Source organism: Neisseria sp. Ec49-e6-T10 (assembly GCF_051132615.1).
Taxonomy (GTDB): Bacteria; Pseudomonadota; Gammaproteobacteria; order Burkholderiales; family Neisseriaceae.
Window position 1 is genome coordinate 2,793,257 of the sequence record NZ_CP152375.1, and the last position, 12,596, is coordinate 2,805,852.

Annotated in this window: 11 protein-coding genes; 6 read left to right on the forward strand and 5 right to left on the reverse strand. The window is 35.8% G+C overall.

All coding sequences use genetic code 11. From position 1 onward, the window contains the following. The first annotated feature begins 568 nt into the window (after positions 1 to 568). Positions 569 to 3,097: an autotransporter outer membrane beta-barrel domain-containing protein gene (locus AADH04_RS13925; protein WP_434777875.1), complete on the forward strand. Its 2,529-nt coding sequence runs from the start codon at positions 569 to 571 to the stop codon at positions 3,095 to 3,097. A gap of 64 nt (positions 3,098 to 3,161) precedes the next feature. On the opposite strand, the gene AADH04_RS13930 is transcribed toward AADH04_RS13925, so the two are convergent. Continuing rightward, complete coding sequence (locus AADH04_RS13930) at positions 3,162 to 4,079, reverse strand: radical SAM protein (protein WP_434777876.1); 918 nt, start codon at positions 4,077 to 4,079, stop codon at positions 3,162 to 3,164. A 256-nt stretch (positions 4,080 to 4,335) separates the two neighbouring features. Here AADH04_RS13930 and AADH04_RS13935 point away from each other — a divergent pair, with 256 nt between their 5' ends. Together AADH04_RS13935 and AADH04_RS13940 are read left to right on the forward strand one after the other, a co-directional pair. Next, a complete protein-coding gene (locus tag AADH04_RS13935) occupies positions 4,336 to 4,554 on the forward strand; it encodes an ArsR/SmtB family transcription factor (protein WP_434779857.1) in 219 nt (72 codons plus the stop codon). Between the two features lie 6 nt (positions 4,555 to 4,560). Next, positions 4,561 to 5,103, forward strand: coding sequence for a rhodanese family protein (locus tag AADH04_RS13940; protein ID WP_434777877.1), 543 nt, complete (start codon positions 4,561 to 4,563; stop codon positions 5,101 to 5,103). Between the two features lie 41 nt (positions 5,104 to 5,144). On the opposite strand, the gene AADH04_RS13945 is transcribed toward AADH04_RS13940, so the two are convergent. From AADH04_RS13945 to AADH04_RS13960, 4 genes are read right to left on the reverse strand one after another with little or no spacing between them, the layout of a single operon-like run. Continuing rightward, a complete protein-coding gene (locus AADH04_RS13945; protein WP_434777878.1) occupies positions 5,145 to 5,741 on the reverse strand; it encodes an ABC-type transport auxiliary lipoprotein family protein in 597 nt (198 codons plus the stop codon). A 38-nt stretch (positions 5,742 to 5,779) separates the two neighbouring features. Continuing rightward, entirely contained in the window at positions 5,780 to 6,715 is a 936-nt protein-coding gene (locus AADH04_RS13950) for an MlaD family protein (RefSeq protein ID WP_434777879.1), read from the reverse strand. Positions 6,716 to 6,724: 9 nt separating this feature from the next. After that, on the reverse strand, positions 6,725 to 7,522 hold the full coding sequence (locus AADH04_RS13955) for an ABC transporter ATP-binding protein (protein ID WP_434777880.1): 798 nt from the start codon (positions 7,520 to 7,522) through the stop codon (positions 6,725 to 6,727). Next, complete coding sequence (locus tag AADH04_RS13960; RefSeq protein ID WP_434777881.1) at positions 7,519 to 8,664, reverse strand: MlaE family lipid ABC transporter permease subunit; 1,146 nt, start codon at positions 8,662 to 8,664, stop codon at positions 7,519 to 7,521. Before AADH04_RS13960 ends, AADH04_RS13955 begins: the two co-directional genes overlap by 4 nt. A gap of 304 nt (positions 8,665 to 8,968) precedes the next feature. On the opposite strand from AADH04_RS13960, the gene AADH04_RS13965 reads away from it, so the two are divergent. Genes AADH04_RS13965 through fhuB form a run of 3 tightly spaced genes read left to right on the forward strand, consistent with a single transcriptional unit; the run spans position 8,969 to position 12,590 of the window. Next, entirely contained in the window at positions 8,969 to 9,733 is a 765-nt protein-coding gene (locus AADH04_RS13965; protein WP_434777882.1) for an ABC transporter ATP-binding protein, read from the forward strand. Further along, the gene (locus AADH04_RS13970; RefSeq protein WP_434777883.1) at positions 9,730 to 10,617 is read left to right on the forward strand and encodes an ABC transporter substrate-binding protein; all 888 of its coding nucleotides are present in this window, start codon (positions 9,730 to 9,732) and stop codon (positions 10,615 to 10,617) included. The genes AADH04_RS13965 and AADH04_RS13970 overlap by 4 nt, the downstream gene beginning before the upstream one ends. Next, a complete protein-coding gene (fhuB, locus tag AADH04_RS13975) occupies positions 10,611 to 12,590 on the forward strand; it encodes a Fe(3+)-hydroxamate ABC transporter permease FhuB (protein WP_434777884.1) in 1,980 nt (659 codons plus the stop codon). Before AADH04_RS13970 ends, fhuB begins: the two co-directional genes overlap by 7 nt. Positions 12,591 to 12,596: the final 6 nt, after the last annotated feature.

Consider the following 12,596-nt stretch of genomic DNA (forward strand, 5'->3'; position numbering starts at 1 on the left):
AAGATTAGCATTCTACAGAAATTGATGTTGATTTTATTCAAAAGGTAGGCGCATAGATACATTAATTTTTTTGTATAAATTATCTAAGCCAACAAATTTTGTTGGCTTTTTTTGAAAATAGAGTTTAGAGCTGTTGCTACACCAATCTTAATGTTATTCAAGATAATCAAATGTTAATATTTTTTATTTTAAATAAATGTTGTTTATATTAAGTAATTATTTTTTATAAATTGATTTATATTTTTATTTAATTTAAAAAAATATTTTTAATCAAATAGTTAATATTTTGCTAAAAAAATACATTGTTAATAGTTATTTTCTATATTTTTAATATTATAGTTTTTATATTTTGTGTTTATGCTAAAATTAACTTAACTTATTAAGATTTGTTATTACAGCAAACATTGCTGTTTAATAATGGTTTTATTTTAAATTTAAATTTTATGTAATTTATTGTATTTAATTTGTTTGCGTTATTTTTATTTATAAGGTTCTAGATTTTATTTTCATACGTTCAGAACGATATGATAATTTAATGTAGGACACATGCAATTTTAAGGATGTATTTGTGTATAAAATTTCAGCATTAAGTTTAGCCGTATTTTCTGCTTTGGCTGCTTCTCAAACATATGCAGAGCCTTTTTGTAAAGATGGACAACAGGTCGAATATGGTGGTGCGCATCATTATTTAAATGAAACTTTCAATTCTAATCGATGTGTTGAAATTGGTGCTTATGACTCTGATCAACCGACTGGGTATAAAGGCATTGGAGAGAACTTGATTTTAGAGTCAGGCAGTCGTGTCAGTGTATTAGGAGAGTTAATTAATTCAACAGCAAAAAATGGTTCATACCTTGTTGTTTCTAAAGACGCTCGTATTGCCGTTGGCGATTATAATGTAGGTAGCCCAGCATTAGCAGATAACTTGACTGTTGAAAATGGAGCGTTGGTTTATGTGAATACTGGGGGCACCATTCAAAATTCAACTATTTTAGGTCAAGTAAATGTTTATTATGCGGATGAAAATGAAACAGGGCGTTCAATTGATAACACCGTGGGTAATGGGGGCGCACTTTTTATCTATTTGAAAGGTGAGGCTCAGGGAACACATGTATTAAATGGTGGAACAGAACACATTCAAAGTGGTGCAATTTCAAAAAATACAATAGTTGAGTCAGGTGGTGCACAAAAAGTCTACTTATCAGGTATTTCTGAAAATGCGATTATTCATAGCGGTGGTATTCAAAATATCTATGGAAGTGGTGCGGCAAAAAATGCACTGATTGAGGCTGGTGCAATTCAATATGTTTATGATTCAGCTACAGCAAATAATACTGAAGTATATGGTACTCAATATGTTTATTGGGGTAATACAAGCGCTGGGGCTGTATATGATACCAATATTCATGGTAATGGTTACCAACAGGTACAAAATGAAGCTGTAACCAATAATACAACTTTATATGATAATGCTGAACAAGTGGTGTGGAAAAATGGGGTAACCAATAACACCACTTTAAACAATAATTCTGCTTCTTTTATTTTTGAAACGGGTCAAGCTTTAGGTAATACCATATTAAACGATACTGCTGAGTTATATTTGGTTGCAGGTCCTGGAAACACTGGTGCATTTGCTCAGTCAGTTGCGATGAATGGTACAGCAAATAAACTGGTTGTGCGTCCTAAAACTGATGATACAGACAGTGTTACAGTTAATCATTTATCTGGCAACAGTAATGTTATTTTTGAGCATAAAACAGCAGCGTCACCATACGCACAACTGAGGGTTGAAAATCTATCGGGTAGCCATACATTTCATTTTAATACTTCCATTAATGATGGTCGTGGGGATTATTTAACCATTACCAATGGTTCAGGTTCCCATAAAGTTGCGGTAAAGGATTCTGGCGCAGAAATTACCCATCCTACAGATAAATCATTGGATTTGATTACCGATATTGGTAAAAGCACGTATTTTACTTTGGCTAGTGCCATTGATAACACCAATATAAATGCTGTAGATGGTGGTATTTATATGTATTATTTAAATGAACGCGAAGAAAATGGTGAAAAAATTTGGTATTTATCAACTGAACCGAACGCAACAACACAACCACCAACCATTACAAACCCTAATAATCCTGATCCAAGCACAAAACCTCAAGTGACACCATCTGTTGATGTAGTGCTTTCTGTGGCGGCGGCTCCTACCATGTTGTTTAACCAAGAGTTAGGTAATTTGCGTTGGCGAAAAGGTGATTTGCCTTTTATGTCAGAAGGGGGACGTACCTATAATGGGGGCGCATGGGGTAGGGTTATTGCTGATCGCAGTAAGTATCATGCAGGAGATGCTAAGTTTAAATTGGAGCAGGCAGGTTTTGAAGTAGGTGCAGATAAACTGTTTGATGCAGGGACAGGTAAAGTATTGTTAGGTGCTTTTGCCAGTTATAACGATGTAGATGTCAAACATGATCGTGGCGGTAAAAGTAGCATAAATAGTACTGGTGTTGGGATCCAAATAGGTTATTTTGCGCAAAATGGTATCTATGTCGATGGTATTTTAAAATACAACCGTTTTGAAAATAAAATGCGTGGTTTAAGTACCAATAAATCATTATTTGTATCGGAAGACTATACACAGAATGCTTTTGGTGGCTCTGTTGAGGTCGGTTATAACAAATCATTTGCCAATAATGTGTTTATTGAACCTTATGCAAAATTAACTTATGCTCAAGTTGAAGGAAAAACAGTTAATCTAAGTAATAAAATGCGTGCGGACATAGATGATCAGTCAACATTAAATTCTGAACTGGCCTTTACTGTGGGTAAAACTTTTCAAACCAATAGTGCCACTTTAAAACCATATGTGGTTGCTTCATGGTCTCACGAGTTTACCAATGATAATAAAGTAACCATTAACAATGCCAAAACTTTCGAAGCCAACAGTGATTTTTCTGGTGACTGGGGGCGTTTAGGTCTGGGGATAGATGCAAAAGTCACCAAAGCTGTACAGTTATATGGTGAATTAAATTACCGTAAAGGCAATAAAGTAGAATCACCTATTCAAGCGAATATTGGTATTCGTTATCAATTTTGATTGACTTTTTACTGATCAAACCTCCAGAGTTTCTGGAGGTTTTTTTATGGCTAATCTAATGAATTTAAAATTCGAATGAGAGTTGTTGGGCAGATTCTATTTTTGAATAATGGGTTTTTTGACGAATGGCTGTTTTATAGTCATATGACAATTTGTATTTGTCTTTAAAGTGATTAATTTTTTGATAAAGCTCAGTTTTGTAGGTGTGTCGTAGTGTTTTTGAGTGGTACAGTAAAGCCATTTGGTGATGAAGGTGGGGAAATTCACGATGGATAAAATGGAAAAAATGGGGTTTTGTTGGGCCCTTTAAATAAAGCATGCCTGTGATAATATGGTCTATCTGGCTGTTTTTTGCTTGTGCAAACAGTTGTTCAATATTCTCAGTTGTATCTGTTATATAAGGGATTATTGGCATAAAATGCACACTGGTTATTGCGTGAGTTTGTTTGAATTCTTTGAGCATGGTAAATCGTCTTTTCGCACTAATGGTTTTAGGCTCTAGTAGTTTTTCTATTCTCCTGTCCATACAGGTTATTGTGGCCGCAATATTGACATAGGTTATTTTGGCTAATTGACCAATTAAGTCATAATCTCTTAATAATAAATCAGACTTTGTACTGATGATTGCTGGTGTTTTGTATTTAATCAGTAGTTTCAGTATTTCTGGCATTAACTGATATTGAGCTTCAACTGCCTGATAATTATCGGTGACACCACCAAGATTAATGATTTCTCTTTTCCAGTTAGGGTGACTTAGTTGTTTTTCTAATTGTTCAAGAATATTTTCTTTGATATAAATATCATGATAAAAATCACCTAAATTCATGTAAGCATGTGAATATAATGCGTAACAATACTGGCAACCATGAATACAACCACGATAAACATTAAGATCCCAAGTATATGGAAAGCCACCCCTTACTTTATTGCAGGCAGATTGACATTTTATTTTTGTATAAGTTATTTTCTTATGAGTGCTCATTTATAATGAATGGGGTATGGTCATCAGTATTTGTGTTTACGATAACAAAGAATTTGTATAAAGTAAAATAGTGGTTGGCTTTTAATATGTTGATTCTATTGTATTGATTTTTTTAAGTATTGACTTTTATTTTAGAATGGTCTAAATTAGTAAAATCTAATTTAGTAAATGCTAATTTATGTTAATCGAAGAGTTAATACTTAAAGCTGATGAAGTGTCCAAATTATTAAAGATATTGGCAAACACCCATAGATTGATGATTTTGTGTTTGCTTATTAATGAGGAGGAACTTTGTGTGACTGAAATCAATAAGCAAATTCCATTAAATGCTTCTCCTTTATCCCAACATTTAAAAGTGATGAGGGAAGAAGGGCTATTGGTAACCCGAAAAGTAAGCCAAGTTGTTTATTATCGTATTGCTGATCAGCGAATAAAACAGCTTATCGGGCAAATTAAAACAATTTACTGTGAATAAGGAGTCATGATGTCTATTGAATTCATTGGTACTGATCAAATGCAACAGTTAATAAAAAATGGCGCGTTATTAATCGATATTCGTTCAGCAGAAGAATTTAATCGTGAGCATATTCTCAATGCTCAGAATATACCTGTTGAACAAATGTTTCAGTCAAATATGAGTGTTGATGAAGGCAAAACCGTCATATTCTATTGTTTGTCTGGGCAAAGAACAAAAAATAATCAGGATATTCTGGCCGCTTATGTTCATCAAAGTGGCTATATTTTAGAAGGTGGTTTGAATGCATGGAAAAAGGCAGGAAAAGAAATTTATTTCAACAACAAACAACCCATTTCTATTATGAGGCAAGTCCAGATTATTGCAGGTTGCTTGATTTTATTAGGTTCTATCTTAGGGTTTTTTATTCATCCTGCTTTTTATTTATTGTCTACTTTTGTTGGTGCAGGGTTATTTTTTGCTGGTGTGACAGGTTTTTGTGGTATGGCGCTTTTATTAATGAAAATGCCATGGAATCAAATAAATAAGTCATTTAATTCCAAGGTGTAACTGAGTTTGTATCGTTTTTTAAAGATGGATCTAACTGATCATCAGTGCATATTTTGGATAGCCCAAGTTAATAGTTGAGCATTTAACCTGTCATTGGCTAAGCCAAAAGCTTTAATTACTCCATCAATATTTCGCCCATTAATTGCTTGGCTCACTTCAAATGTTTGGCTGGCTATAATGCTTTTATCTGATGTGCGGGTTAATTTTGCATAAAAACGAATCAAAACCTTATTGCCTTCTGAATGAGACACTCCTTGAAAAGCAAGAAGGTCGCCATTTAATTCATAGTCTGCTTGTAAATGGTCATCATCACTGCTCAATGCTTTAATTCGCCCATCTGTTCGGAACTCTTGTATGACACGATTACGAAATAAAATAGGTGTTGGATCTGCCCAACGAGCACCTTTATAAACAGCTAACTCATTACCTTGTGATTGAGCCACAATACGAGTAGTGCTTAAAAAATGGCTGGTATATGGTTGGTTAATGCGTAAGGATGCCTTTATTGTTTGGTAAGGGGGATTTTGTGTTGTATCTGTATAGCTTGGTAGTAAATAGCTTTGTAAACTTGGCGGTGTTGGCAATACAGAACAAGCGCTTAATAAAGTCAATATAAGGAATAATTTTAAACGTAACATATTTTGTTTTAAACCTTGGATAAAATGAATAAAGATCATTATGGTGTAACCTCTTTAGGTTTTTCTTGGCTAAATAAAGAAGAAGGGGCTTCACCAAGTCGATTGGTCAAACTGCGTAATGAAGTTAACGTTTTCCTTAGCTCTCCAAGCGCGGGGCCTAATTCGTTTAGCCCACTTAAGCCATTATTAATAGATGAATGATTGTCTTTTAGTAAACTATTGAGTGTGGCACTGGTTTGTTCTAAAGAGGCCATTGTTCTTGTCGTGTCTGTAAGTAATTGTTTACCTTGAGTATCTAATAAATGATTGGCATTTTTGGTAAACTCGGCGGTTTGAGTCAACGTTTCATTTAATTGTTTGCTTGCAACGGACAGCTCTTTTAGGGTCGTCTGGATGTTTTCTTTTTCACTGGCAACTGACCCTGTGATTTGTTCTAGATTATTTAATGTTTTATTGATATGGTTGATATTTTCTTGTGAAACCAGCTGATTTAAATTGGCTGCTAATTGATTAATATTGACCATTAAGTCTTCGCCATTGGCTAATATTTTAGCTAAGGGTGAAGGGGTCGCAATAATAACGGGAATGTGATCGTCGTCACTTTGCAGTAAAGGGCTGGAAGTAGAACCATCACTTAATTGGATTACGGCACTGCCAGTAATGCTTGTCAGTGTTAATTTAGCCTGAGTATCTTTTCTTATAGGGGTGCTTGCTGATATTCGTACTCTGGCCCATACTTTACGAGGATCTTGTGCATCTAGTTTTAATTGGGTTATTTCACCAATTTTAATACCACTATATTGCACTGCACTGCCTTGTGATAAGCCATTTACTGCTTCATTAAACACAACATCATAGTATTTAAACTGGTTATTGGCGCCTGATTTGTTGAGCCATAAACTAAACAATAAAGCAGCACTGATCACAATAACTGTGAAAAGACCAATAATGACATAATGTGCTCGAGTTTCCATAATTGTACGTTACCTTTTTTGTTCCGCTTCCTGATAAGCAGCTGCACGTCCACGAGGGCCATGAAAATAATCTTGAATCCAAGCATCATTATTGGCTGCTACATTTTCTAATGTGTCTACAACAAGAACCTTTTTTTGCGATAAAACAGCTACTCTGTCACAAATTGTGTAAAGTGTATCCAAATCATGGGTGACAAGGAAAACAGTCAATCCAAGAGCATCCGTTAGTGTTTTAATCAAATTATCAAAAGCTGCTGCACTGATAGGATCTAGTCCTGCAGTTGGTTCATCTAAAAATAATATTTCTGGGTCAAGAGCCAAAGCTCTGGCAAGTGCAACCCGTTTAATCATACCACCTGATAAAGCTGCTGGAAGTTTATCGCCAGAATCTAGTGGCAAACCGACTAAAGAGAGTTTGACTTGTGCCAAATACTCCGCTTCGGTACGTAATAGTCCTGCATTTTCAATTAAAGGTAATACAATATTTTCTGTTACGGTTAAAGAACTGAATAATGCGCCTTGCTGAAATAAAACACCAAATCGTTGTTCTAATTCAGAACGTTTAGCTGGCGGTAGAGCCAGTAAATCTTGCCCAAATACCTGAACGGAGCCTGATGTTGGTTGGCGTAAGCCAATAATGCTACGTAATAAAACAGATTTTCCTGTACCAGAACCACCAACAACACCCATAATTTCACCCCGAAAAATATCTAAATCAAGGTGTTCGTGTACCGTTTGTGCGCCAAAGCGATTACATAAGTTGCGAATTTGAATAATGGGTTCAGCCGTTACTTTTGTTTGTTTCACCAGCCCATCTCCATAAAATATAATGCTGCAATGGCATCTAATAAAATGACGACAAAAATGGAGTGGACAACACTGTCCGTTGTGCGAGCGCCTACAGAAGCTGCACTACCCGTAACTTTAAAACCTTCTAAGCAACCAATAATGGCAATCAGAAAAGCGAAAATAGGGGCTTTAACCATGCCAATAAAAAAGTGTCTGGCTTCAATGCTGCTTTGGGTAATAGATAGAAACATAGTTGTAGAAATATCTAAGGTTGCTGCACAAACAACCATGCCGCCAAAAATGCCGCTAATCATGCCAATAAAAGTCAATAAGGGTAAAGACACAAGTAAGGCTAAAACACGTGGGAGCACCAATAACTCAATAGGATTTAAGCCTAAAGTTTGAATGGCATCGATTTCTTCATTGGCTTTCATCAAACCTATTTGCGCAGTAAAAGCACTGGCTGTTCGCCCAGCGATTAAAATGGCGGTGAGTAATACGGCAAACTCACGTAAGAAAGCAAAAACCACTAGATTAACTGTATATTCAGTTGCTCCAAAATTTGCTAATACTGTTGCCCCAAGAAAGGCAATAACAGCGCCCACCATAAAAGTTAATAAAATGATAATTGGCACAGCATTAAAGCCAATTTGTTCAATATTGGCAACCAAAGAGGTGATGCGCCAGCTTGATGGACGAATAATGGTTCTAAATAAGGCTTCTAAAGTTAAGCCCATAAAATTTAATAAAGTGAGTGCGTGTTTGTAAAACTGTTCGACAGAGTAACCAATTTTTCCGAAAAATTCGATAAATGGATTGGGTGTTTGTTTAGAAGGTGTCGTTTTGCTATTGCTCAGTGCATCACTAACTGTTTGTAATAAAACTTGACGTTCAACAGGTAATTGATCTGTATATAAGTGTAGCTGGTTTAAATGCTTTTCACTTATTAATTTGATTAATAACGCAGCTCCTGCTGTATCGAGCTTTCCTAGTTGGCTTAAATCAATTATGGTTGAGTCTGTTACTTTGGTTTCTGTTTCCGAGACTTTAGCTAATAGAAGATGATAGTGAGCAAGCGTCCAGTCACCAATAATGTAGATTTTTTCTGGTTGAGCTGAGTGGTCAAATTGTAAAAAAGTGTGTTCTGTTGGCGTTGTCATGTGGTGAGTCTGTTAATATGTGTTTTTTTCATTATAAAACCGCCAAAGCTCAATCTTATACAAAAGAATGTATTAATTTTTGATAAAAGCCATCTTATCACAGAGAGTTGAGCAATAGAAATTATTTTATACAATAAAGAATTAAGTATTGTTTTATGATAAATCATTTATAGCTAATAACTATGAAAAAAGCATTGAAAATGGTTAGATTAATTTAAATGTTCAATTTTATCTTTAAAGAAATATGGATGATCTTGAAAAAAGAATCATTATCATTTAGAATGCCCAAATTTCGGGGTAGGAAGTGTTTCAGTTACATAATGTTAGCTTTGCAGCACAAACAAGAACCCTGCTTCATTCAATTTGTGCTGAGTTTAAAACAGGGCAAGTGTATGGCTTAATTGGTCATAATGGCTCTGGTAAATCGACATTAATTAAATTATTAGCCAGACAATTAGAGCCTACATCAGGCGATATCATTTTAGGTCAAAAAAAATTAAAAAGTTGGAGTAGTCGGGCGTTCGCTCAAAAAGTAGCTTATTTACCCCAATCTTTACCATCTGCGGCAGGCTTAACTGTTGCAGAGCTTGTTTTAATGGGGCGATTTTCACATCATTCTTTTTTCCAACATTACGATTCAGAAGATGAAAAAGTGCTTAATCAGGTTCTGGAATATACCCACACCACAAAATTTAGAGACAGGTTTGTTCATACATTATCTGGCGGAGAAAGGCAACGTGTATGGTTGGCAATGTGTTTGGCACAACAAAGCCAGTTTTTATTATTAGATGAACCTATTTCTGCTTTGGATATTGCCCATCAAGTAGAAGTCATGGCTTTGGTTCAAAAGCTGGCACGAGAGCTTAAATTAGGGATTATTATCGTGATTCATGACATCAATTTAGCTGCACAGTATTGTGATCAGTTTTTGGCTTTAAAAAATGGTGCTTTATGTTTTGCAGGAACAAAAGACGATTTAATGAAAACAGAGGTATTAAAGGATATTTATGACATCTCTTTGAGTATTATCGATCATCCTATTACACATCAGGCGGTGGCGCTGATATGAACAATAAACAAAATTTACTATTTGGTTTGTTTTTGAGTTTATGTTTGGTTTGCTTTCAGGTTCAGGCAAAACCTTTGCCTAAAGTTATTACGGTAGATTGGACCATCGCAGAAACCCTTATTGCGCTTGATGCACCACCAATAGCTATTGGTGATAAAAAAGCTTATCAGCGTTGGGTAAAAGAACCTAAATTAAGTGCCACAACAGTTGATCTTGGCTCTAGAGTGCAGCCCAGTATTGAGTTGGTTAAAAGCTTAAAACCCGATATTGCACTTAATTCAACATGGTGGTCCTTAAAATTAGGGTCTGGTTTTAAGGAGAATATTCAACAAGAGTCAGTTGATTTTTATTCAAATCAAGGCATTACGTGGCAGCAAACCGTTATAGCCACTCGTCAATTAGGTTTGATTGTTGGTAATCCGGCTAAAGCTGAACAATTGATTCAATCTATTCAGCAGCAATTAAATCAACAAAAAATGCAACTGAGTGCTTTTCATCGTCGACCAATTGCTGTTGTTCAGTTTATTGATGCTAGACATGTGCGCATTTATGGTCAAAATAGTCTATTTGATGTGGTGTTACAGCGGCTAGGCTTAAACAATGCTTGGCATATGCAAACGAATGCATGGGGATTTAATAATATCGACTTAACTCAATTAGCAAAATTGCCCAAACAAACATTGTTGGTCGTGGTTCACCCTCATCCTTTGCACATTGATCATCAATTACAAAAGAGTTTGTTGTGGCAAAGGCTACCCTTTAGTCAGCCGCAAAATACGATAGTTTTGCCTGCAGTTTGGAGTTTTGGTGCGCTTCCTTCTATGGGGCGTTTTGCCAATGTGCTGGTGGCAGGGTTGAATCATCAACAGGTTACAGCATGGTAAAAAAAACTTTTCAATTTCAACCAATACTGCTAACCCATATTGTTTTGCTGTTACTGTGTAGTTGTAGTGTTTTTTTATTGTTGAAAACACAATTAATCCATACTCGCTTTTTTGATTTATTTCATTCTGAAGCAACTTTATCTTTAGAAGCTTTTCTTGTCCAGAATAATGTTTTACCAAGACTTTTTATGGCTGTTTTGGTTGGTGGGGCATTGGGATTATGTTCAATGGTATTACAACAAATGACACATAACCCATTAGCGGCAGACACCACTTTAGCTGTAGGCAGTGGTGCTCAGTTAGTATTGTTTGTTGTCAGTATTTTTTTACCGCAATATTTAATCGGTTATGCAGATGTTTGGGCTTTATTTGGGTCAGGATTAAGCTTATTTTTGGTTTTATTGTTATCGTTAAAGAATGGGCTTATACCCATTAGAATGATCTTAGCTGGTTTGATCGTTAGTTTATATATGGGGGCTTTGTCTTCTGTATTGATGATTTTCTTTTCAGAAGAGGCCAGTGGTATTTTATTATGGGGTAGTGGTTCTTTGGTACAAGACAGCTGGCAAGACTGTATCAGTTTAGGGGGGCGTTTACTTATCTGTGCTTTGATATTAAGTAGCATTATTCGACCCATGCAAATTATGGGATTAGGCGATACTCAAGCAAAAAGTATAGGTGTTCCTGTTGGTGTTATTCGTTTTATTGGCTTATTGGTTGCCGCTTATTTATGTGCCAGTGTTGTCAGTATGGTGGGCATGTTTGGATTTGTTGGGTTGGCTGCAGCTTCAATCGTTCGACAATTAAAGGTTAGAAAACTTGGACAACAGTTTGTTTATGCTTTTAGTGTTGGTGGGCTGTTATTATTGTTAACCGATAGCCTCTTACAATTATTGCAAAATGATACCCAATGGCAATTATCTACAGGCTCTGTAACGGCATTAATTGGAGCACCTATTTTATTATGGTTGATTTTTAGAACATTTAATCAACCCCAACAAGTTATGGCAGAGGCAATTGTTCAGGAGCGCTCTAAACAATATAAAAAAATGGCGATCGGTTTGGTTATTCTGGGTTTGATCATTAGTGTTTTATTCAGTCTTTTTTTCAGTAAAGGTATCTTAGGTTGGCATTGGACAGGTTGGGATGTTGAGTTAATTCCACTGCGTTATCCTCGTTTGTTATCTGCGGTTGCTGCAGGTTTAATGCTATCAATAGCTGGTGTGATTTTACAAAAAATGACACAAAACCCAATGGCTAGCCCCGAACTATTGGGGATTAGTTCAGGTACAGCAATAGGTTTGTTAGTAGGTGTATTTTTTTCCATCACACAGCCTGTTTTACTTTGGCTTATCGGTGTTTTTTCGGCTTTCATTACTTTAATGATTTTGAGCTTGATCAACAGAAATAATGGCATGTTACCTGATAAAGTATTACTTACAGGCATTGCCATCGCTGCTTTATTTGATGCCTTGATCAGGCTGTTTTTAGCCAGTGGCGACCCTCGTATTCAAATGGTATTGGTTTGGTTGGCAGGATCAACCTATCAAGCAACTGCTGCTGTTTCTATTGGTCTATCAATTCTTGCGGTGGTGTTTTTTATTGTCAGCTTATTTTTGTATAAATGGCTTGATTTGCTTGGTTTGAATAATACCATTGCGCAGTCAGTGGGATTAAACATACCCGTAGCAAGAAAGCTTTTAATTGTATTTTGTGCAGTTTTGACTGCCTTGGCAACATTGATTATGGGACCTTTAAGTTTTGTTGGTTTATTTGCGCCACATCTGGCTCGTGTAATTGGGTTTCATCGTACATTAAGCCAGTTGATGGTTGCGGCTATTTTCGGTACGTGGTTAATGGTTTTTGCTGATTGGCTGGGACGTTATTTGGTTTTCCCTTACGAAATCCCAGCAGGTTTAGTGGCAACCTTATTAGGTGGAGCTTACTTTTTATTTATGTTACGTAAAATATAGCTGGAT